Annotated in this window: 18 protein-coding genes, 1 pseudogene and 1 riboswitch; of the genes and pseudogenes, 9 read left to right on the forward strand and 10 right to left on the reverse strand. The window is 75.3% G+C overall.

What is annotated here, in order from left to right:
• The 3 genes and pseudogenes from ABZ261_RS03650 to ABZ261_RS03660 all read right to left on the reverse strand — a co-directional run.
• Positions 1 to 266 (reverse strand): annotated as a pseudogene (locus ABZ261_RS03650) (Toxic cation resistance protein); the annotation flags it as partial.
• Between the two features lie 198 nt (positions 267 to 464).
• Positions 465 to 1418, reverse strand: a complete 954-nt coding sequence (locus ABZ261_RS03655) for an endonuclease/exonuclease/phosphatase family protein (protein ID WP_356854913.1) — start codon at positions 1416 to 1418, stop codon at positions 465 to 467.
• A gap of 16 nt (positions 1419 to 1434) precedes the next feature.
• Complete coding sequence (locus tag ABZ261_RS03660; RefSeq protein WP_356854914.1) at positions 1435 to 2217, reverse strand: alpha/beta fold hydrolase; 783 nt, start codon at positions 2215 to 2217, stop codon at positions 1435 to 1437.
• An 86-nt stretch (positions 2218 to 2303) separates the two neighbouring features.
• Here ABZ261_RS03660 and ABZ261_RS03665 point away from each other — a divergent pair, with 86 nt between their 5' ends.
• Positions 2304 to 3647: a PLP-dependent aminotransferase family protein gene (locus ABZ261_RS03665; protein WP_356854915.1), complete on the forward strand. Its 1344-nt coding sequence runs from the start codon at positions 2304 to 2306 to the stop codon at positions 3645 to 3647.
• On the opposite strand, the gene ABZ261_RS03670 is transcribed toward ABZ261_RS03665, so the two are convergent.
• Both ABZ261_RS03670 and ABZ261_RS03675 read right to left on the reverse strand, forming a co-directional pair.
• Positions 3547 to 4470: a hypothetical protein gene (locus ABZ261_RS03670; RefSeq protein ID WP_356854916.1), complete on the reverse strand. Its 924-nt coding sequence runs from the start codon at positions 4468 to 4470 to the stop codon at positions 3547 to 3549. The two genes, ABZ261_RS03665 and ABZ261_RS03670, sit on opposite strands and share 101 nt — an antisense overlap.
• Before the next feature lie 326 nt (positions 4471 to 4796).
• Positions 4797 to 5285 (reverse strand): hypothetical protein, encoded by a 489-nt coding sequence (locus ABZ261_RS03675; RefSeq protein WP_356854917.1) that lies wholly within the window; start codon positions 5283 to 5285, stop codon positions 4797 to 4799.
• 169 nt (positions 5286 to 5454) lie between these two features.
• Here ABZ261_RS03675 and ABZ261_RS03680 point away from each other — a divergent pair, with 169 nt between their 5' ends.
• Both ABZ261_RS03680 and ABZ261_RS03685 read left to right on the forward strand, forming a co-directional pair.
• Positions 5455 to 6615, forward strand: coding sequence for a PP2C family protein-serine/threonine phosphatase (locus tag ABZ261_RS03680; RefSeq protein ID WP_356854918.1), 1161 nt, complete (start codon positions 5455 to 5457; stop codon positions 6613 to 6615).
• Positions 6616 to 6689: 74 nt separating this feature from the next.
• Positions 6690 to 8162, forward strand: a complete 1473-nt coding sequence (locus ABZ261_RS03685) for a hypothetical protein (RefSeq protein WP_356854919.1) — start codon at positions 6690 to 6692, stop codon at positions 8160 to 8162.
• Positions 8163 to 8165: 3 nt separating this feature from the next.
• Here ABZ261_RS03685 and ABZ261_RS03690 read toward each other — a convergent pair whose 3' ends face one another.
• The gene (locus ABZ261_RS03690; protein ID WP_356854920.1) at positions 8166 to 10133 is read right to left on the reverse strand and encodes an Ig-like domain repeat protein; all 1968 of its coding nucleotides are present in this window, start codon (positions 10131 to 10133) and stop codon (positions 8166 to 8168) included.
• Positions 10134 to 10566: 433 nt separating this feature from the next.
• Positions 10567 to 10848 (reverse strand): hypothetical protein, encoded by a 282-nt coding sequence (locus ABZ261_RS03695; protein WP_356854921.1) that lies wholly within the window; start codon positions 10846 to 10848, stop codon positions 10567 to 10569.
• 113 nt (positions 10849 to 10961) lie between these two features.
• Between ABZ261_RS03695 and ABZ261_RS03700 the strand changes: the two genes are divergently transcribed.
• Positions 10962 to 12305 carry a helix-turn-helix transcriptional regulator gene (locus ABZ261_RS03700; RefSeq protein WP_356854922.1) on the forward strand — a complete coding sequence of 448 codons (1344 nt, stop codon included), beginning with the start codon at positions 10962 to 10964 and terminating at the stop codon, positions 12303 to 12305.
• Between the two features lie 19 nt (positions 12306 to 12324).
• Here ABZ261_RS03700 and ABZ261_RS03705 read toward each other — a convergent pair whose 3' ends face one another.
• The gene (locus ABZ261_RS03705) at positions 12325 to 13116 is read right to left on the reverse strand and encodes a hypothetical protein (RefSeq protein ID WP_356854923.1); all 792 of its coding nucleotides are present in this window, start codon (positions 13114 to 13116) and stop codon (positions 12325 to 12327) included.
• A 276-nt stretch (positions 13117 to 13392) separates the two neighbouring features.
• Between ABZ261_RS03705 and ABZ261_RS03710 the strand changes: the two genes are divergently transcribed.
• Complete coding sequence (locus ABZ261_RS03710; protein ID WP_356854924.1) at positions 13393 to 14361, forward strand: nucleoside hydrolase; 969 nt, start codon at positions 13393 to 13395, stop codon at positions 14359 to 14361.
• Here ABZ261_RS03710 and ABZ261_RS03715 read toward each other — a convergent pair.
• Positions 14358 to 15440 carry a HoxN/HupN/NixA family nickel/cobalt transporter gene (locus ABZ261_RS03715; RefSeq protein ID WP_356854925.1) on the reverse strand — a complete coding sequence of 361 codons (1083 nt, stop codon included), beginning with the start codon at positions 15438 to 15440 and terminating at the stop codon, positions 14358 to 14360. The two genes, ABZ261_RS03710 and ABZ261_RS03715, sit on opposite strands and share 4 nt — an antisense overlap.
• Before the next feature lie 28 nt (positions 15441 to 15468).
• A riboswitch (cobalamin riboswitch) is annotated at positions 15469 to 15652 on the reverse strand.
• Positions 15653 to 15731: 79 nt separating this feature from the next.
• Between ABZ261_RS03715 and ABZ261_RS03720 the strand changes: the two genes are divergently transcribed.
• Positions 15732 to 16082: a metalloregulator ArsR/SmtB family transcription factor gene (locus ABZ261_RS03720; protein WP_356854926.1), complete on the forward strand. Its 351-nt coding sequence runs from the start codon at positions 15732 to 15734 to the stop codon at positions 16080 to 16082.
• Positions 16083 to 16188: 106 nt separating this feature from the next.
• The gene (locus ABZ261_RS03725) at positions 16189 to 17847 is read left to right on the forward strand and encodes a glycoside hydrolase family 13 protein (RefSeq protein ID WP_356854927.1); all 1659 of its coding nucleotides are present in this window, start codon (positions 16189 to 16191) and stop codon (positions 17845 to 17847) included.
• A 31-nt stretch (positions 17848 to 17878) separates the two neighbouring features.
• Here the strand turns inward: ABZ261_RS03725 and ABZ261_RS03730 are convergent, their stop codons facing one another.
• On the reverse strand, positions 17879 to 18628 hold the full coding sequence (locus ABZ261_RS03730) for a DUF4142 domain-containing protein (RefSeq protein ID WP_356854961.1): 750 nt from the start codon (positions 18626 to 18628) through the stop codon (positions 17879 to 17881).
• 236 nt (positions 18629 to 18864) lie between these two features.
• Between ABZ261_RS03730 and ABZ261_RS03735 the strand changes: the two genes are divergently transcribed.
• Together ABZ261_RS03735 and ABZ261_RS03740 are read left to right on the forward strand one after the other, a co-directional pair.
• On the forward strand, positions 18865 to 19530 hold the full coding sequence (locus ABZ261_RS03735; protein ID WP_356854928.1) for an SDR family NAD(P)-dependent oxidoreductase: 666 nt from the start codon (positions 18865 to 18867) through the stop codon (positions 19528 to 19530).
• Between the two features lie 107 nt (positions 19531 to 19637).
• Positions 19638 to 20585, forward strand: a complete 948-nt coding sequence (locus ABZ261_RS03740; RefSeq protein WP_356854929.1) for an MIP/aquaporin family protein — start codon at positions 19638 to 19640, stop codon at positions 20583 to 20585.
• The last annotated feature ends 86 nt before the right edge of the window (positions 20586 to 20671 follow it).

Genomic DNA, 20671 nt, shown 5'->3' on the forward strand with positions numbered 1-20671 from the left:
GGCGTCGGGGTTTCTCTCGGGGCGGGCTCGGGTGTCGGGGTTTTCTCCGCCTTCGGCTCGGGCTCGGGGCCGGCGGTCGTGGGGTGGAGCTTGTCGAAGGCCGCTGCCACCAGTTCGTGTTCCCCGGCGGAGGAGCGGCGGGGTTCCGGCACGGACGGGGTCGGCTCCGGCGCCTGCGCGGGGGCCCGGTCCGCACCCTCTGCCTCGGTGGGCCGTGGCTTGCGTGAGCGGCCGAACGCGTTCCGCAGGAGAGTGAGAATGCCCATGTGCGCAACCCTTCACGTGAGTGCTAGCCCGTCAATCGCTGGCCAGGACGGACACGTAAGGTTAGCGGCCCCGCGTTGCCGTGACCGGTCGGCGCGGGGACGGTTTCGAGCGGGTTCGGATCGCTCGCCGATGCGGGACCGCGCACCGCCGCACCGGGTGCGCGGAAGCCGGCGCCGGCCGGCGGGAGTCGGTCCGCGTCAGGGTCTGCGGTGCAGGACGAGGTCCACGACCAGGGCGCGGTGGTCGGTGCCGGGCACGTGCAGGAAGCGGGCGCTCGTCGCGCTGAAGTCCGCGGAGAGCAGCACGTGGTCGATCTGGACGCCGAGGACGGAGGCCGTGCGGGACGGCCAGCTCGGGGTGCGGTCGTGGCCGGTGAGGCGGGCCGCGTCGGTGAGGCCGGTGTCGAGGATGCGGCGGAAGGCCGCGTGGTCCTGGGAGGCGTTGAAGTCGCCGGCGAGCAGGGTGGGGGTGCGGGTGCCGGCGGCGAAGGCGCGGAGCCGGCCGAGTTCGCGGTGCCACAGGTCCACCTGGCCGGGCAGCGGGGGCGCGGGGTGGGCGAGCTGGAGGCGTACGGCGTGGCCGCGGACGTCGGCCACGGCGCCGGGCATCCCCATGCTGCCGGGGACCTCGGGGGCGGGCTTCAGGGGGAAGCGGCTGAGGATGAGGGAGCCTGCGGAGCCGTCCGCCTCGACGGCCCGGCGGTGCGGGTAGACGGTCGCGAACTCGCGTTGCAGGGCGGCCCGGCACCCGGACTCGCACTCCTCCACGAAGACCACGTCGGGGCGCCGGTCGCGCAGGACCGGGACCAGGGCGGGGGCGCCGCGCCCGAACTCGACGTTGGAGGTGAGCACGCGGAGCGCGGCGACGGGCGGGCCGCCCGGTTCGCCGACCTCGCCGTAGGGCTCCAGGTGCCAGGCGAGCAGCCCGAGGACGGCCACCCCCCACACCAGGCCCGTCCACCAGCGGGCGAGCAGCGCGCACAGCAGGGCGAGCACGGCCGGCGCGGGCATCCAGGGCAGGAAGGCGAGCAGCTGGGGCACGGGGGTGACGCCGTCGGTGTCGGCGGTCCGGCAGCCGACGGCCACGCTCACCCCGGCGAGCAGCAGGCCGGCGCACCAGGCGCCGGGGCCGCGTCCGGGGCGTCGGTTCACGGGGACGAGCCTACGATCACCCGTCCAGCCGTGCCAGGAAATCGCCGAGGGCCCGGTTGAAGTCCTCCGGCCGCTCCAGGTTGGGCAGGTGGGCGGCGCCTTCGACGACGTGCAGGGTGGAGTCGGGCAGGGCCGCGTGCATGGCCTCGGCGTCGGAGACGGGGGTGTAGGTGTCGTCGGCGCCGACGAGGACGAGGGCGGGCACGGGCAGCCCGGCCAGCAGGGCGCGGTAGTCGGGGCGTTCCGCCCGGCCGCGCAGGGCCGCCGCGGCGCCCTCCGGGGAGGTGGCCGTCATCATGCGGTGCACATGGGCCTTGACCTCGGCGGGGGCCCAGGGGGCGACCATCTTCTCCAGCACCTCGTCGGCGTAGCCCCGCATGCCCTCGGCGAGCAGCCGGTCGGCCATGGCGTTGCGGTTCCGCCGGCCCTCGGGGGTCTCGGCGGTGGGGAAGGTGTCGGCGAGGACCAGGCCGCGGACGCGGTCGCCGAGGCGGGCGGCGCACTCCATGGCGATCTGGCCGCCCATGGACAGTCCGGCGAGGACGAAGCCGTCCACCCCGAGGTGGTCCAGGAGACCGGCGATGTCCTGGGCGTGGCGGGAGAGCGGGACCGTGCCGGGGGTGACCGGGGAGGCGCCGTAGCCGCGCAGGTCGGGGGCGACGACCCGGCGGCTCGCGGAGAACTCCGTGAGCTGCGGGTGCCACATGGTGCGGTCGAAGGGGTGGCCGTGGACGAGGACGAGGGGCAGCCGGGAGGTGATTCCTGGGTCTTTGTCATCGTGTGCGAGGAAGGCGGGCATGGCCCGACCCTAGGCGCGCCCGTCACTCGGTGCAATAAAATCTTTGCTCTCGGTGCAATCCAACGGGCCGGATCCCAGGGGGACTTGTGGACGACTACCGGCGTATCGCCGACCGGATCGCGGCGGACATCGCGAGCGGCCGGCTGCGGCCGGGCCAGCGGCTCCCGCCGCAGCGGGTGTTCGCGCGGCGCCGGGGCATCGCACCCTCCACGGCGGGGCGGATCTACGGCGAACTCGTGCGCCGGGGACTGGTGGTGGGCGAGGTCGGGCGGGGGACGTTCGTGCGGGCCGCGCCGGACGGGCAGCCGGGGCACGCCCTGGCCGAGGCGGCCGGCGCCCCGCTGGTGAACCTGGAGCTCAACTACCCCGCGGTCCCCGGCCAGTCGGAGCTGCTCGCCCCGGCCCTCGCGCCGCTGCTGCGGCCGGACGCGCTCGGCCAGGCGCTGCGGCCGGCCGCCGCCGCGGGGACCCCGGAGGCCCGGCAGGCGGTCGCCGCGCTGCTGGAGGGGTGCGGGCTGCGGACCGGCCCGGAGCGGATCCTGTTCACCGGCAACGCCCGCCAGGCGATCGCCGCCGCCCTCGCCTCGCTGGTCCGGCCCGGCGGCCGGGTGGGCGTGGAGCCGCTGACGTACCCGCTGGTGCGGGAGATCGCGGCCCGCCTCGGCCTGATCCTGGTCCCGCTGGCCACGGACGCGGAGGGACCGCTGCCCGAGTCGGTCGCCGCCGCCCACCGCAGCGCGCCGCTGTCCGCCCTCTACCTCCAGCCGACCCTGCACAACCCGACCTCGCGGACGACGAGCGCCGACCGGCTGCGGCAGCTCGCGGACACGGTCCACACGCTGGGGACACCGGTGGTCGAGGACCGGATCTGGTCCTTCCTGCACCCGGGCGGCACACCTCCGCTCGCCGCGTTCGCGCCCGGGCTGGTCCACCTCGTCGACGGGCTCTCCAAGCGGATCGCCCCCGGCCTCGCCGTCGGGTTCGTCGTCGTGCCGGAGAACCGCGTCGAGACGGTCGCGCGGGCCGTCCGGTCCGGCGGGTGGAGCGCGGGCGGCTTCGCGCTGGAGGCGGCCGTGCGCTGGCTCGGCGACGGGACCGTGGACCGGCTGGTGGACGCCAAACGGCGGGACGCCCGGCGGCGGCAGCGGCTCGTCGCCGAACGGCTGGCCGGGTTCACCGTGCGGTCCGACCCGGCCGCCTACTTCGCCTGGTGGGAGCTGCCGCCGCCGTGGCGGGCGGACACCTTCACGGCCGCCGCGCGGGCCCACGGCATCGCGGTCACCCCGGGCACGGCCTTCTCGGTCGACCCCGGCCGGACGCCGGACGCGGTCAGACTCGGGCTCGCGTCGGCGCCTGAGCCGGAGCTGGCGCGGGCGCTGGCGACCCTCGCCGGCGTCGCGCGGGACGGGGCAGCCGCAGGTACCGGGTGAGCCAGGCGGTCAGGGCCACCGCGAGGCCGAGGCCGAGCAGCAGCCAGGCGGCCGTGCGCAGGGTGCCGGTGAGGGCGTCGTAGACGGCGCCGGCGGCCGGGTGCGGCACGTCGGCGGGCAGGTCGGCGAGGGTGAGGCTGCGTCCGGCGGCGACGGCGACGGCGAGCAGCGCGCCGCCCAGCGCGGCGCCCAGCGCGGTCGCGGCGACGGCCCGCCGGCGGTGGACGGCGAGGGCGATCCCGCCGACGGCGCAGGCGACGGCCGCCACCGGCAGCCAGAAACCGGCGACTTCGAGCACGTGGTACCCCTTTCGCAGCGCGGTCAGCTCGCCCGCCGGGAGCACGGCGACCGCCGTGTGCTCCACCGGGATGCGCGCGGCGAGCGGCACGTGGTCGTGGGTGAGCTGGCGTTTGACCTGGGCGGTGACGGGGGCCAGGTCGACGGTGACATCGCCGTCGTCCTCCTCGCGCAGGGCGCGCAGCACGGCGTCGTGCGTGACCCGGTTGCCGGTGTCCCAGGCCAGCCGGAAGGCCTGGGTGCGGGTGAAGGAGCGCACCGCGTCGTGCACGAACGGGCGGACCGAGCCGGGGACCGGACGGACGTCCAGGTGCTGGTCGACCGCGCGCAGGATGCCGTCGCCGACGGTGTCCGCGACGGCCTCCCGCACCGCCGGGTCGGCGGCCAGCGGGGCCATCGCGGTCACGTACCGGCCCGTGTCGGCCAGCCCGTACGCCGCCCACGCCGCCAACGCGCCGAACGGCACGAGGAGGCAGGACAGCGTGATCAGTACGGCCGACAGGGCGCTCCTGAGGCGTGGAGGCACGTCTCCAGGCAACGGCCCCGGACGCCGGCGCGCGAGCGGGAGGACTGCATTCGGGCGGCGGCACGACCCGGACGGCCGCACCGGGGCCCGCGCCCTCCGGTGGAGGGATCACCCGAACGGGTGTTTCCTGGTGCTGGGGAGACCGGTGACCCCGGCCGGAACGGGGCCGCCGGCGGTTCCGGGGCCGGGCGGCTTCTCCGGGTCGTGGAGCCGGTCCGGGCCCGGATCCCTCGCCCCGGCGTGGAGCGGGGGACACGGGGGAGCGGGCGGGCCCCGGCTTCCGGGCCGGGGCCCGCCCGCACACCGCCGGTGCGCGGCGCGCACGCTCAGCGGACGCGCCGGCCGTACGCGTCCTCCTGGGTGTAGTACCGGTAGAAGAACACGGCGAACGTGGCCGCCGACACTGCCAGGGACATCAGCACCGACCGTAGCACCGTCTTGTGGGTCTGGCTGTAGGCGAAGCCGAACGCGCAGCCGACGAACGCCGCCCACAGCAGGGCGTGCACCTCCCGCCGCATCCGCGGGGCGAGCTTCAGCAGGGCCGCGCCCAGCACCGCGGACACCAGCGCGCTGGCGAACCCGAGCAGCAGGTTCCAGCCGGTGACGGGCCCGCCGTGGCGGCTGTTGGCCGCCACCCAGAAGCCGTAGACGAGGCCCAGCGCCACCGGGGCGGCGACCCGGGCGATCGCGTGGGTGTGCGCGTCGAACACGTCGGGCGCCCGCCGGCGCACGTTCACGTCCGTACCCCGGCCCTCCACCTCGGGCGTGCGACCGGGGCGGGACCTCCCGCCCGGCGCGGGTGCCGTTCCAGCCATGAGAACGCTCCTTCCTCGCCGTCCCCGAGCCGCCCCCGCCTTCCAGGGCACACCGGGGCGCACGGCCCGGCAACTCGGCCGGACGGGTGATGCCGGCCCGGATGGCGGCCGGTTCCGCGCCGTGCTTGTCTGAGGGGCATCGTCCGAGGGACATGGAGGGCTGTCCGCCGTGACGGAGACGGAGTACGGGCGGCGCCCGCTGCTGCGGGTCCGCGGCCGGAGCGTCGCGTGGCTGCCGCCGCTGCTGCTCCTCGCCGGCGTCGTCCTGCTGGACTTCGGCACCGGCGAGCGGTTCCGGATCATCTCCTGGATCGTCCTGGTCCCGGGCATCGCCGCGGCGGTCTGCGGGGTGTGGACGACGGCCGCCTACGGCATGGTGTCGGTGGTGACGTACGTCGTCGTGGACGGCGCCTGGCCCGACCAGTACCGGGCCGGGCTCGGCGACTTCCTCCTGGTCGCCCTCGGCGGCGCGCTGGCCACCCTGGCCGCCGCCGTGCGGGTCCGCCAGGAACGGCACGTCCTGCGGATGCGGGACATCGCCGAGACCACCCGGCGCACCGTGCTGCGCCCGCTGCCGCCCCGCTGGGCCGGACTGGAGCACGCGGGGGTGTACCTGGCCGCGGACGTCGAGGCCCGGGTCGGCGGCGACTTCTACGACATCCAGCCCGGACCGCACGGCACCCGGGTCCTCGTCGGCGACGTGCAGGGCAAGGGCCTCGGGGCCGTGGAGACCGCCGCCGCGCTGCTCGGCACCTTCCGCGAGGCCGGCTACCACGAGAAGGACCTGTCGGTCGTCGCCGAACGCCTGGAGATCCGGATGCACCGGCACCGCTTCCACAGCACCGCGCTCGGCCGGGACGACGGCGACCGCTTCGCCACCGCCGTGCTCGTCGCCTTCCCCGAGGACGCCCCCGACACGGTCGACGTGGTCAACTTCGGCCACGAGCCCCCGCTCGCCGTCGGCCCGCGCGGCGTCCGTGAGCTGCCCGGCGGCGACGGGCTCCCGCTGGGCCTCGGCGAACTGGCGGACGGCCTGCCGCCCGTGCACCGTGTCCCGCTGGCCGCCGACGAGACCCTGCTGCTGGTCACCGACGGGGTGACCGAGGCCCGTGACCGGCCCGGCGCCTTCTACCCGCTGGCCGGCGACGTCGCCCGCGCGGTACGCGCCGACCCGCGCCGCACCGAACCCCGGCGCCTGGTCCGCCGGGTCCGCGACGGCGTCCTGCGGCACAGCCGGGGGCGGCTGGACGACGACACCACGATCTTCGCGGTGCGGCGGGAGGGCGGCGGGGCGGGCGAAGACCCCGAACGGGGACGTTTGCGCTCCTGAAGCGCCGGTGCGCGGCGGCAGCGGCTACGGTGCTGGCTGGAGACGGACCGCACAGGGTGACAGGGGGAGGCACGATGCCCGGAACCGTGCTGCTGCTCGCGGCCTCGCCGCTGGGCCGGGGCCGCCTGGTCGACGCGGCCGGGGTCCTGCCGGTGCTGGCCGCCGTCGCCCCGGCCGTGCTGGCGGGCACCGGCACCGCGAACGTGGTGGAACTCGCCGACCCGCTGGAACCCCAGGCCGTCCTCACCCGGCTGCGCGCCGCCGCGGCCGCCCCCGGTCCGCTCACCGTGTACGTCACCGGGCAGCTCCACCTGGACCGCCGCCAGCACCAGCCCCACCTGGCCCTCGCCCGCACCACACCGGCCACGCTCCGCTACACGGCGCTGCCCTGGCACTGGATCCGCGAGGAACTGCGGCTGCGCTCCGCCGCGGACACCGCCCTCCTCGTCGACCTGCACGCCGACGCGGAGACCTGGCGGTACATCACCGAACGCGGCCTCGACTCCGGCCGGAACACCGAGGTGTACGGCCGCATCGCCCCGGCCGCGCGACGGCGGGCGCTGGGCGAGCCCGCGTACATGAAGACGGTGGCCACGCTGCTGCGCAGCGGTCACCGTCCCCCGCTGGCGGTCCTGCACCAGCAGGCGCTGTCCCGGATCGCCGAGGAGGTCCACGGCAACGTCCTGCTGGCCGGCCCCGGCGGGGGCGCCTTCGCGGCGGGCCCCTTCATGGCGGGCCCCGTGGCGGGCGGCCCGGTCCCGGCCCCCGTCCCCGGCGCCTTCCCCCCGGTGGCCGGCGCGGTGCCGCCGGCGGCCGTGCCCGCAGACGGTGCGGCGGGACCGGGGGCGGCCGGAGCCGCCGCCGCTGCCGGGGCGGGCCGTGCCGACTCGGATTCCCCGCCCGGCGGGTCTACGCCGGACGGGCGGGCCTACGGGGCCCCGGCGCGGCCGTCGCCCGGCGAGTCCGCCGCCGCTGCCGGGCGGGGGGACGGCACGGCCGCTTCCGGGCCGGGAGAGGACGGCGGGTCCGCTGCCGCGACCGGGGCCGGACGGTACGGGCCCGGCCCGGTGGAGGCGCCCCGCCCGGTGGAGGCGCCCGGTGGGACCGGGCCGGAACCCGGCCCCGAAGACCCCCACGCCGCCATCCGCGCCGCCGTGCAGGCGGGGCGGCACGCGGAGGCCGACGCGCTGGCCGCCCGGCAGGAGGAGGCGGCCGCACGGGCGCACGGCGCCGGTTCCGAGCAGGCCCTGCACTGGAGCGAGGTGCGGGCCGACCTCGCGATGTTCGCGGGGGACCCGGTGCGCAGCTGCCGGGCCTGGCTGGGCGTCGCGGGGGCGCGGCTGGCGGCGGGGCAGGCGGCGGACGCGCCCGCGGTGGAGGCGGCCGTGGACCGCGCGCACCACCAGTGGGGCCGTATCGAGGACGCGGCGCGGGCCCGTGAACTGGGGCCCGCGCTAGCCGAGTTGCGGCTGAGGGTGCCCGGACGCCGGCGCGGCGCGCTGGAGAACGTCCAGCGGCAGCTGCGCCAGCTCCAGGCCGCCCGGTAGGCCTTACCGGGTGTAGGTGAAGTACGTCCAGGCGCCGTGCGTCGTGGAGTTCACGATGTCACCGGAGGCGCCGTCGATGTACGAGGAGCGGACCCGGAACCGCCGGCCGACGTCCCCGCGGTGGTCGCCCTCGACGCGGACCGTGCTGGAGCCGTCGGAGGCCAGCTCGACGAACGCGGGGTCGCCCGCGTGCCAGCGGCCCTGGCGGTACTCCTCGACCTCGAACTTCTGCGCCCGGCCGGGGTAGTACGTCATCCGAGTGGTGACCAGCGGATTCTCGGTGCTGTGGAAGAAGTGGTACGTGTGGCCCCACACGGACGCCGTCGCGTGGTGCCCGGACACCGACGTGGACACGCTGACCCGGGCGCCGGCCGTGCCGGCGGCGGACGCCGGACTGTAGCGGGAGTCGCCCGCGAACCGCGCCGTGACCTCGGTGTCCCGCTTCAGGTCCAGGGTGGCCGACAGGTTGCCGTGGGAGTCGACCGTGCCGGACTTCACCAGCGTGTCCGGCTGGTCGTCGCCGAACGGGTCGGCCCAGATCTCCACCGTGCGGTTCGTGTGGGTGGTGCCGAGGTGCGCGGTGAACGTGACGTCCTTGCCGTACGCGTACACCGTGCCGCCGTGGTCGATGCTCAGCGCCGGCTCGGCGCGGGAGACGTCGACGGAGGCCGAGCCGGAGGCCGCCGTGTGCCCGGCGTCGCCGGCGTAGGCCACCGTGTACGTGACCTTGCCGCCGGCCGGCGGGGTGTCGGTGAAGGAGAAGGCGCCGTCGGCCTCGACGGCCGTCGCGGCGAGCGCCTTGCCCTCCGGGGACTCCAGGTCGGTGCGGGTGACGGTCAGTTCGGCGCCGGCGGGGAGGGCCGTAGGGGAGGCGACCCGGCCCTTGACGGTGAGCTTCTCGGCACGGGCGGCGGTGGCCGGCGCGTCCACGGTGACGGCGGTGGCCGCCTTGGCGGGCGCGTCCAGCACGCGCAGCGAGTACACGCCCTGGCTGTTGCCGGTCACCGCGAACAGCCGGGAGCCGTCCGGGGCCCAGGCCAGTCCGGCGCGGACCAGCAGGTCCGACCCGCCGGAGGTGCCGGAGAACTCGTACGTGCGGACCGGCTCGCTGCTGCCGGGCCGGAAGATGTACACGTCCGGGTCGTAGGTGCCGTCGATGCCGGCCGCGACCGTGCCGTCGGACGCGATGGCGACGGAGTTCGGGTAGGCGTCGGTGACGTACTTGCCGTTCTCGTTCAGGTCGGAGGTGCGGAACACCTGCTGGTAGTAGGGCGCGCCGCTGGCCACCACGACGTCCTTGCCGTCGGGGGTGACCTGGAGGTCGCCGAGGTTGCTGCCGGCCTCGCGGGTGCTCGCCGTCCTGGCGGCGGTGCCCGACGAGACGTCGTAGGAGGCCAGTTCGACGGGGCTCTGCCCGAGCGCGCCGGCGACCAGGGTGTCGGAGCCGGGCGCGGCGTCCAGCAGCGGGGCCGAGTACCAGCTGCCGTCCTGGCCGAGGGTGACCTCGTGGTCCTCGCTCGTCAGGTCCACGGAGCCGATGTCGCCCGCTGCGGCCCCGCCGTAGCCGAACCAGAGTCTGCCGCCCGCGAGGGCGACGCTCAGCGGTTTGTCACCGACCTCGTACCGGGCGGTCTCGGTGTCGGTGGCGGTGTCGAAGACGGCGATGGCGTCCAGGTCCTGCACGGCCGCGTAGAGCGTGCCGGAGTCGGCGGACAGCTCCAGGCCGTGGACGCCGGACAGACGGTCGGTGAGCTGCTTGACGACCTTGCCGGCGTAGTCGGTGACGACGATCTTGCCGTAGAGCGGGTCGCTGACGAAGACCTGCTGGTGGACGGCGTCCACGACGATGTCGCCGGTGGTCCTGACCGGCAGGACCTGGCTGGAGTCGGCGAAGGCCGGAGCGGTGGCGAGAGCGGCCGAGCCGAAGAGGGCCGCCAGGGTGGCGGCGGCGGTGAGAGAGCGCTTGCGCACGCGGATTCGAACCCCCCGGAACGAATGAAAGACATGGGCGCCACCGGGCACGGCGTTGCGTGAGCCCCCTGTGCATGAGCCGTGTGTGCCTCGTGCGGCGAGTGTGTGCAGCGTAGGTCATGTCACCGACAACGGCATCGGGGTTCCGGGGCGGACGGGGCGGACACCTGGGGCAACCGGGGACAGGCCGGGCGTGCGGGGGCCGCGGCCGCGCGAATCGGCCGAAAACCGGTGGGGAGGCGTCGGCGCCGGGCGCCTGCGCCCCTGTACGCCCCACGAGGAGGGCCTGCCGCCCGCCCGCGCGGGGCATGGGTCATGCCCGAGCGGCAGATCAACGGCGTCAAGGCCTGCCGCCCGCCCGCGCGGGGCATGGCGGCAGCCCCGCCCGCGACGGGCGGGGCGCCGCCACCGGTGATCGGGCGGACCTCCGCCGTCAGGGATGCGGGTGCTGCGGCTCCACCTGCTGCGGCTCCGCGTGCTGCGGCTCCGCGTGCTGCCGGTCCGTGTGCTGCGGCTCCGCGTGCTGCTGCACCGCCACCGGTTCCGGGGCGGTGGCCGCCGCACGGGCCGGGCCGGCGTTGGCGGCGAGGATCAGGGCCGACGCCGCGATCACGGCCGCGACGACTCCCCGGGTGGTGGAGGTCGCCCCGGCCGGGCGTACGCGGGTGTGGGGGAGGGTGGGGCGTGCGTAGGGTGCGGATGTACGTCCGGGCACGGCGACCTCGCAATACGACAGCGGCGTATTAAGCAGGCTTAATGCGCCGTTTAACCTAGGGGCGCCGACGCCCGACGGCAAGGGGCGACAGGGGACTTGGGGGGCGAGGGGACATGCGGGAACGGGACGACCCTGAGGTCATCGGACGGCGCGTGCAGCAACTGCGCACGCAACGGGGCCTCACCCAGCGACAGTTGGCGGAGCCCGCCTACACCCCCGCCTACATCTCCACCGTGGAGGCGGGCCGGGTCCGGGCCTCCGACGAGGCGCTCAGGCACATCGCGGACCGGCTCGGGGTCGCCTTCGAGGAACTGGCCGTCGGCCGGCCCGCCCACCTCGCCACCGACCTGCGGCTGCGGCTCACCGAGGCGCAGCGGATCCTCGCCGACGGCCGGGCCGAGGAGGCCGCCGCGCAGTACGCGGCGCTGCACGCCGAGGCCGGCACCCACGGCCTCCGCTGCGAACAGGCCGCCGCCCTGCTCGGGCTCGGCGAGTGCGCCCTGGAGACCGGCGAGCTGACCGCGGCGCGCGAGTACTTCGAGCAGGCCGAGGAACGCCTGGCCGGCACCGCCCTGCCGGTCCGCGTGCCCGCGGTACGCGGCCGGGCCGTCGCGCACTACCTCGCCGGTGAACTGCGCTACGCCGTCTACCTCCTGGAGACCGCCCTCGACGAGCTGAACCGCGGCGGGCTGCACGACCCCGACGCGCTGCTGCTGCTCTACGCCAGCGTCATCGGCCCGTACATGGACATGGGCGCCCACGCCCGCGCCGCCCAGGCCGCCGAGTTCGCCCTGGCGCTCGCCCCGCAGGCCGGCGACCCCGCGCTGATCGCCCGGATGCACCGCTCGGTGGCCCGCACCCTGCTCGCCGAGGGCCGGGCCGCCGAGGCCGACGCCTCCCTGGCCAAGGCGGCCGAGCTGTACCGGCAGCTGCGCCTGCGCACCGAACTGGCCAACTGCCACTGGATGCGCGGCTACGTCTGCGCCCAGAACGGCGAACTCGACCGGGCCGAGGCCGAGTTGCGGCAGGCGCACGCCATGCTCTCGGAGAGCCGCGCCGCCCTGTACCGCAGCCAGGCCACGGTCGAGCTGGCCGACGTCCTGCACCGCCGGGGCAAGTCAGGGGAGGCCGCCGAGCTGCTGGAGGGCGTCCTCGGGGACTTCTCCTCCGAGCGCGGCGCCGTCCACGCCGCCGCCGCCCACCGGCTCCTCGGCATCATCGCCGAGGACGCCCGGGACACCGAGGCGGCGGAGGAGCACTACGTGCGCGCCCTCAGCCTGCTGGAACGCGCGGGGGCCGCCGGCGACCTCGCCGACCTGTGCCGTCTCCTCGGCGACCTGCTGCGCCGCACCGGCCGGGTCGAGGCGGCGCTGGACGCCTATCGCACCGGCCTCGGCCACCGCACCGCTCCGGGCACCACCACCCTCGGCCCGGCCCCGGCCCAGCCGCCGCTGTGAGGCGGGCCGGGATCCGCCCTCACACCTGGGCCAGGCCCTGCCTGCGGACGTCCGCCAGCCGCAGGGCGCCGATCTGCACGGCGGCCTGCGTCGCGTCGTTCGGCACGTCGCCCAGGCCGCCGTTGGTGAGCGCGAAGGAGTCCTCCCCGACCCGGACGGCGGCCACGTCCAGCGTGAGCAGCGCCTCCTCGCCGTCCGGCGCCGTGCCGGCCAGGCTGACGCGCAGCCCCTGCCGGGCGTCCCCGACCTCCGGCAGCGGCGCGTCCACCACCTGGACGTCCGCCAGGCCGCCCCGCTCGGTGGTGGCCGTGAACCGGGCGCACCGCTCCGGCATCGTCCGCAGCCAGGCCAGCGCGGCGTCGGCGTCCGCCGGGCGGCGCGCGCCGATCTGGTAGCGGAGCTGGGCGTCGGTGTCGGCGTCGTCGAGGCCGACGGCGGCACGGGCCGGACCGCCGAGGAGCTCCTCGCTGTACAGGGCGTCCAGCAGCCGCTGGCAGTCCCCGGTCGCCGTGGTGGCCTTCAGCAGCCCGTCCCGCCAGGTGGCCGCGCCACGGGTCGCGGTCCAGGGCGCCCCGAGGTCGGCCTGGGTGATGAGCGCGGCCTGCGCCTGCTCGTCGGTGAGCGTGGAGCCGTCGGGCCGCGCGGACGCCCTGGGCGCCGGCTGCGGAGCGTCGACGGTGGGCAGCGGGTGCGGCGCGGTCGCCGGGTGGTCCAGCTCCAGGGCCGCACAGCCGCCGGCGACGAGGAGAGAGGCGGCGAGCAGCGGAAGCGCGACGACACGGGGGACGCGGGGGCGTATCGCGGGGGACATCGGTGCCTCCTGGGCTGCCGCGGCCGGTCAGATGCCTGCTCCCACGGCACCACCGGTCCGCCCCGCCCACCAGCGCTCGGGGCCGTACGGGTGAGCGGCCGCACCGGCGGGCGGCCCGCGCCGGCGGGCAGGCGCGGGACCAGGCGGCGCAAGCGGCGGGAGCGGTCGGCGCGGCGGCGCGGGAGCGGTGGCGGCGCCGGATCGGCGGGCGGGTGGCGGCGCGCGGTGCCGTGTCCTGGGACTGATCTAGGGTCGGTACGACGGAAGGAGTCCGCCGTGCCCGGTCAGCCCCTGCCTGTGATCATGGACTGCGACACCGGCGTCGACGACGCCCTGGCCCTGCTGCTCGCCGTACGGCACCCGGGGCTCGACCTGAGGGCGGTGACCTGTGTCGCCGGGAACACCGACGTGGACGGGGTGGTCCGCAACACCCTGACCGTGCTGGAGCAGGCGGGCGCCGGCGACATCCCGGTGGCGCGCGGCGCCGAACGCCCGCTGCTGGAACCCGTCCGGCCCGCCCGGCACGTGCACGGCATCGACGGGATGGGCGACCTCGGGCTGCCCGCGCCCACCCGGGCCCCGGCGGCCGTCGACGCCGTCACCCTCCTGCGCCGCGAGATCCTGGCCTCCCCGCGCCCGGTGACCCTGATCCCGACCGCCCCGCTGACGAACATCGCGCTGCTGCTGCGCACCCACCCGGAGGTGACCCGCAACATCGAGCGGATCGTGTTCATGGGCGGGGCGGTGGCCACCGGGAACGCCACGCCGGTCGCCGAGTTCAACGTCTGGCATGATCCGGAGGCCGCGGCGATCCTGCTCACCGCGGGGGTTCCGGTCACCATGTACGGCCTGGACGTGTTCCAGCGGGTCGTCGTCCCCGGCGCCGAGGTGCACCGGCTGCGCCGCAGCGACGAGCCCGGCGCCCGGCTGGCCGGCGAGCTGCTCGCCCACCGGCCGACCGCGCAGGGCGGCCCGCCCGAGGCGGAGGAGGCGGGCGGCCTCGGCGACGCGGGCGCGGTGTGCGCGGTCGCCGACCCGCAGAGCATCACCACCCGGCTGCTGCCGGTGGAGGTGTCCCTGGCCCCCGGCCCGTCGCGCGGCCAGACCGTCGTGGACCGCCGCCCCCGCCCCGGCGAGTCCGAGATCCACCAGGGCCGGCGCGAACAGGCCCTGGTGGACGTGGCCTTGGAGGTGGACGTGGACCGCTGTGTGCGGCTGTACCTGGAGACGGTCGGCGCCGGCTAGTCCGCCGCGGCGGCGGGGGCCGACCAGCGTTCCTCCACCCGCGCGAACCGCCAGTACGCCAGCGCCGCCGCCCACACCAGCACGAACAGGGCGACGATGAGGTAGCCGACGTTGTCCAGGTCGAGCCCGGCGATCCAGCCGGTGACGTCGTCGTCCAGGCCGAACTTCTCGTGCAGGACGCCGACCAGCTCGATGGTGCCGATGAAGAAGGCGACGGCGATGGACAGGCCGGTGATGGCGAGGTTGTAGAACACCTTGCGGACCGGGTTGGAGAACGCCCACTGGTAGGCGAAGTTCATGAACGTGCCGTCCAGGGTGTCGAACAGGCTCATCCCCGCCGCGAACAGCAGGGGCAGGCACAGGACCGCGTACCAGGGCAGCCCGGCCGCCGCGCCCGAGCCGGCCATCACCATCAGCGTGACCTCGGTGGCGGTGTCGAAGCCGAGGCCGAAGAGGAACCCGAGGGGGTACATCTGGCCGGGCCGGGAGACGGACTTCGTCAGGCGGCCCAGGACGCGGTTCATGAAGCCGCGCGAGTCCAGGTGCTGCTCCAGCTCCTTCTCGTCGAACGCCCCGGCCCGCATCGCGCGGAAGACTTTGAGGATGCCCACCAGGGCGATCAGGTTCAGGGCGGCGATGAGGTAGAGGAAGGCGCCGGAGATCGTGGTGCCGAGGAAGCCGAGCACCTGGTGGGTGGCGGAGCCCTCGTTCATGACCTTTCCGGCGAGGGAGGTGCCGCCCGCGATCAGCAGGGCCAGCAGGACGACCACGCTGGAGTGTCCGAGCGCGAACCAGAAGCCGACCGACACCGGGCGCTTGCCGTCGGCCATCAGCTTGCGGGTGGTGTTGTCGATGGCGGCGATGTGGTCGGCGTCGAAGGCGTGCCGCATGCCGAGGGTGTAGGCGGTGACGCCCAGCCCGACGCCGAAGACGTCGGCGCCGACCTTGTAGTGGGCGGGGGCGACGAGCAGGAAGAGGATCCCGAAGGCGACGACGTGCAGGGCGATGATCACCGCCAGCAGCCCCGCCGTCTTGACGGTGTCCTCTCGTCGCCAGCGGAAAGACGCGGCATCGGCCATCAGGTTCACGCTCCAGCACCTCGTGGATCACTTCGTGAGCTGCCGTGGCCGGTCTCCTGGCTTACGGGTCGTGCGTCCGCCGTCCCTGCCTTCCCGGTCGTGCGACCAGTGGCCCGGCGGCGCCGGACGGGACGGGAACTCCCCGATCACAGTGGCGAGGGCCGCGTCGACCTTGCATCGACTTCCCGAGCACCACGGCCCGCCCACCGTAGAGGGCCGTCCGGTCTCCTGCATAGCTGCGTACCTGCGCAGGTATTCAAGATCACACGACGGCCTGCGAGGATGGTCGGCATGCATCTCGTGCCTGCCGACCGAGCCGACCGTCGCACCATCGACGGCCACCGGGTGTGCGAGGCCATCGCCGCCATCGGCGACGCGGGCCGTCTGCGCACCTGGGCCGACCGCTTCTCCCTGCTGGCCGACGCCAACCGGCTGGCGCTGCTGCTCGCCCTGCACCGCACCGGCCCGCTGGCCGTGTCCGACCTCGCGATCGCCACCGGCATGAACGACCCCGCCGTCTCCCAGGCCCTGCGGCTGCTGCGGGCGGCCGGGGTCGTGGCGGGGGAGAAGGAGGGCCGGGTGGTCCGGTACCGGGTGGTGGACGCGCAGGTGCGGGGGCTGCTGGAGCACTGCTCGGCCTGACCGCCCCGCCGAGATCGCTCGCGGGTGATCCCCGGGCAATGCGGACAGATTCTGTACTGTCGTCCGAACGGCACAGACACCGTCGTACCGCCCGAACGGAGCCCCCATGGCTGACCTCGCGCCGGACCTCTCCCCCAGGAACCCCGACTGGTGGCGGCAGGCCGTCATCTACCAGGTCTACCCGCGCAGTTTCGCCGACGCCGACGGCGACGGACTCGGCGACCTCAGGGGCATCACCCAGCGGCTGAACCATCTGGCCACGCTCGGCGTGGACGCCCTGTGGCTGAGCCCCTTCTACCCGTCCGAACTCGCCGACGGCGGCTACGACGTCGCCGACCACCGGGACGTCGACCCCCGCCTGGGCACCCTGGACGACTTCGACGCCCTGGTCGCCGAGGCGCACCGGCTGGGCCTGAAGGTCGTCGTGGACGTGGTCCCCAACCACACCTCGCACCTGCACCCCTGGTTCCAGGAGGCGCTGCGCGCGGCCCCCGGCTCCGCCGCCCGTGACCGCTACGTCTTCCGCCCGGGCCGCGGAGCGCACGGCGAACTGCCGCCCACGGACTGGCAGTCGGTGTTCGGGGGCAGCGCCTGGCGGCGGGTCGCCGACGGCGAGTGGTACCTGCACCTCTTCGCCCCCGAACAGCCCGACCTGAACTGGGACAACGAGGAGGTCCGCGCGGACTTCCGCACCACCCTGCGCTTCTGGTGCGACCGGGGCGTCGACGGCTTCCGCGTGGACGTCGCCCACGCCCTGGCCAAGGACCTCGGCGAGCCGCTGCGGGACGTCGGCGGCATCGGCGCGACCGGCGAGGAGGCCCTGCTGCGCGTCCCGCCGGGCAGCCACCCGTACTGGGACCGCGACGAGGTCCACGAGATCTACCGCGACTGGCGCAAGCTCTTCGACGCCTACAGCCCGCCGCGCACCGCCGTCGCGGAGGCCTGGGTCCCGGGCGAGCGCCGCGCCCTGTACGCCCGCCCCGACGAACTCGGCCAGGCGTTCAACTTCGAGTACCTGGAAGCCCGCTGGGACGCGGAGGAGCTGCGGGACGTCATCACCGGGTCCCTCGCCACCGCCCGAGCCGTGGGCGCCTCCGCCACCTGGGTGCTGTCCAACCACGACGTGGTCCGCCACGCCTCCCGCCTGATGCTGCCGCCCGGCACCGACCCCGGCGCCTGGCTGCTGTCCGGCGGCACCGCGCCCGCGGTGGACACGGCGGCCGGTCTGCGCCGGGCCCGGGCCGCCACCCTGCTGATGCTGGCGCTGCCCGGCTCGGCGTACCTCTACCAGGGCGAGGAACTGGGCCTGCCCGAGGTCGCGGACCTGCCCACCGAGGTGCTCCAGGACCCGATCTGGGAGCAGACCGGCCATGTCCGCAAGGGCCGCGACGGCTGCCGGGTGCCGCTGCCGTGGACGACGACCGGACCGTCCTACGGCTTCGGGCCGGGGGCCGCCTGGCTGCCGCAGCCGGCGTCGTTCGCGGGGTACGCCGTCGAGGCGCAGGCCGGCGTCGAGGGCTCCACGCTGGAGCTGTACCGCACCGCGCTGCGGCTGCGCCGCAAGCTGCTCCAGGACGAGACGCTGACCTGGACGCCGAAGGCGCCCGCCGAGGTGCTGGACTTCACCCGCGGCGACACCTGGCGCAACGTCACCAACCTCGGCGCCGCACCGGTGCCGCTGCCGCCGGGCGAGGTGCTGCTCGCCAGCGCCCCGCTGCCCGGCGGCAGCCTCCTGCCGCCGGACACCACCGTGTGGCTGGCGTAGGGGCTTCGTCCGCCGGGCGGCCCGGGGCGCCCTAGCCCACCGTCGGGCCGGGGCTCGCCCCGGCACCGGGCCCGCTGTTCCCGCCGCCGGCGATGCCGTCGATGTCCACCGGGGTGGACGTGGCGGTCGGCGGCGGGGTGAGCACGACCTCCGGCTGGCCCGCGGCCGGGGGCGGCGGGGTCAGGTCGGAGTCGGGCAGCTTCGGCGGCGTCGTCTGCTGGAACAGGGTCTGGTCGAAGTCGACCAGGCCCGTCTTCTCCATCACCGTGATGTGGTCCAGCACGGTGTCGTTGGCCTGGTCGGCGAGGGCCCGCACCAGTGAGTTCTTGGTGGTGGAGCGGATCTTCGCCACCGTGTTGAAGATCGAGCCGTGCGTCATCCGCAGGATGTTGGCGAAGTCGGTGTCGAACTGCTTGCCGCTCTCCGACTTCAGCGTGTTGACGAAGCCCTGCTGCTGGGGGCTCGCCACGTTGGGCAGCGTGATGTTCAGCATCGGCGCGATCTTGCGGCAGGTGGTGTCCAGCGCCGCGTGCCCGTCGATCAGGTGCTGGCTGGCCGTGATCACCCCCTTGGAGCTGCCCTTCTGCACGCCGATCTGCCCCACCGGGTACTCCCACAGTCCGGCCGCCCGCACCTTCACCACGAAGTCCCGGTCGGCCTCGGTGAGCGGGCCCCACTGGGTGTTGGCGATGACGCGTGAGGGGGAGCTGGAGACGGTGCTCAGCCCGAGCATGCTCGGGTAGGCGAGTGCCGCGAGGGTCAGGGCCATCGCACCGCCCACGAAGAGAGTTCCCGTCGCGTTCCGCGAAAAGCGCACCGTGCCTCCTGCCCGGTCGTGGATCCTGCCCGCGAGACGGCGCGGGCGGTTCGTACGCACAGCAGTACGTACGGCGGGCCCGTTCGTCTCGATCACGCGGGTAAAAACTACGGACCGAAGGACTCCGCCCGGGCGCACCCCGCGCCCGGGGGCCGCGCAGCCGGTGTGAGGGGGCGTCCCGCGCGGTACGGATGCCGGGCATGAGCAGCATCGTCATCGTGGGAGCCGGGCCGGGGCTCGGGGCCGCCGTCGCCCGGCGGTTCGGGCGCGAGGGGTTCCGGGCCGGGCTGATCGCGCGGGACGGCGGACGCCTGGACGCGCTGGTGAGGGGGCTCGCGGAGCACGGTGTCACGGCGCGCGGCTTCCGCGCCGACGTGCGCCGGCCCGAGGAGCTGGCGCGGGCGCTGGCGCAGGCGGCCGACGCGCTGGGCACCGTCGAGGTGCTGCAGTACAGCCCCGTGCCGCACCGGGACTTCATGCGGCCCGTGCTGGACACCGGGCACCGGGACCTGGCGGGCCCGATCGAGTTCTCCGTGTACGGGCCGGTGGCCGCGGTGCAGCAGGTGCTGCCGGGGATGCGGCGGCTCGGACGGGGGACGATCCTGTTCGTCAACGGCGGGACCGCCGCCGTGCCGCACGTCGACCGGGCGGGGACCTCGGTCGCCTTCGCCGCGGAGAGCGCGTACGGGCACCTGCTGCACGAGCGGCTCGCCCCGGAGGGCATCCACGTCGCCCAGCTGGTGATCCCGGGCGTGATCACGGCGGGGCACGCCCGCAAGGATCCGGACGTGCTCGCACAGACCCTGTGGACCCTGCACCGGGAGCGGCACGGCTTCCGGCACTACGCCGACGACCTCGACAGCTGACCCGCCGGGCCCGTGACGGGGCTGCGGGGAACCGTCGCCCTGCGCGGAGTGACTTTGTGCGCGAATATGGTGATGTTGGCCGCAATGCTCTCTTCAAGGGGGCCTCCATGGCTGTCGAAATCCCTCCGCTCGTCAAGCCGTCCCGGCTCAGAAGCAGGGGCGGGCTGCTGGGCGAGTGCCTGGCGGAGTTCCTCGGGACCTTCGTCCTCATCGCCTTCGGCTGCGGCGTGGTCGCGATGGCGGTCGCCGCGCTGCCCGGCTCGGGCCGGGCCGCCACCTCCACCACGATCTTTCTCGCCGCCGGTGACTGGCTGCTGATCACCTGGGGCTGGGCGCTGGCCGTCGTGTTCGGCGTCTACGTGGCCGGCGGCGTCAGCGGCGCCCACCTGAACCCGGCGGTCACGCTGGCCATGGCCGTGCGCCGCGGGTTCCCCTGGGCGAAGGTGCCTGCCTACTGGTTCGCGCAGGTCGTCGGCGCCCTCACCGGGGCCGCGCTGGTCTTCCTCGTCTACCACAACGCGATCGACGCCTTCGACAGCGCCTCGAAGGGGCCGAAGACCGGCGGGCACACCCTCGCCACCTTCTCGATCTTCGCCACGTTCCCCGCGCCGTACTTCCACGGCGGCGTCTGGGGACCGCTGATCGACCAGATCGTCGGCACGGCCTTCCTGCTCATGCTGATCGCCGCCGTCATCGACCTGCGCAACCAGGCGGTGAAGGCCAACCTCGGTCCGCTGATCGTGGGCTTCGCCGTCGCGGCCATCGGCATGTCCTACGGCGCCAACGCGGGCTACGCCATCAATCCGGCCCGTGACTTCGGGCCCCGCCTGTTCACCTGGGCGGCCGGCTGGCAGAGCCTGGCGTTCCCCGGCAGTGTGCCCGGCTCGTTCAGCGCGTACTGGTGGATCCCGATCGTCGGACCGCTGATCGGCGCCGTGATCGGCATCCTGCTCTACGACCTGTTCATCGGCGACGTCCTGCTGACGCGCGCCGAGCAGGCCACAGGGCCGGAGGTGGGGCGCTCGACCCAGGTGGTCACCTCCGACGACGAGTAGCGGCCGTCAGGCGGCACGGGCGGAGGCCGCCGCCGCGCAGCACCCCGGACGCGGGCCGGCCGGGGTGCTCGTGGCGCGTCCGGACC

Origin of the sequence: Streptomyces sp. NPDC006193 (assembly GCF_040613915.1) — a bacterium.
Taxonomy (GTDB): Bacteria; Actinomycetota; Actinomycetes; order Streptomycetales; family Streptomycetaceae; genus Streptomyces.

Excerpts from the sequence above, each read along its gene's own strand:
- ABZ261_RS03705 (WP_356854923.1), bottom strand. The coding sequence starts at position 13,116 with ATGTCCCCCGCGATACGCCCCCGCGTCCCCCGTGTCGTCGCGCTTCCG.
- ABZ261_RS03660 (WP_356854914.1), bottom strand. The coding sequence starts at position 2,217 with ATGCCCGCCTTCCTCGCACACGATGACAAAGACCCAGGAATCACCTCC.
- ABZ261_RS03715 (WP_356854925.1), bottom strand. The coding sequence starts at position 15,440 with ATGGCCGATGCCGCGTCTTTCCGCTGGCGACGAGAGGACACCGTCAAG.
- ABZ261_RS03740 (WP_356854929.1), top strand. The coding sequence starts at position 19,638 with ATGGCTGTCGAAATCCCTCCGCTCGTCAAGCCGTCCCGGCTCAGAAGC.
- ABZ261_RS03700 (WP_356854922.1), top strand. The coding sequence starts at position 10,962 with ATGCGGGAACGGGACGACCCTGAGGTCATCGGACGGCGCGTGCAGCAA.
- ABZ261_RS03720 (WP_356854926.1), top strand. The coding sequence starts at position 15,732 with ATGCATCTCGTGCCTGCCGACCGAGCCGACCGTCGCACCATCGACGGC.
- ABZ261_RS03725 (WP_356854927.1), top strand. The coding sequence starts at position 16,189 with ATGGCTGACCTCGCGCCGGACCTCTCCCCCAGGAACCCCGACTGGTGG.
- ABZ261_RS03685 (WP_356854919.1), top strand. The coding sequence starts at position 6,690 with ATGCCCGGAACCGTGCTGCTGCTCGCGGCCTCGCCGCTGGGCCGGGGC.
- ABZ261_RS03735 (WP_356854928.1), top strand. The coding sequence starts at position 18,865 with ATGAGCAGCATCGTCATCGTGGGAGCCGGGCCGGGGCTCGGGGCCGCC.
- ABZ261_RS03675 (WP_356854917.1), bottom strand. The coding sequence starts at position 5,285 with ATGGCTGGAACGGCACCCGCGCCGGGCGGGAGGTCCCGCCCCGGTCGC.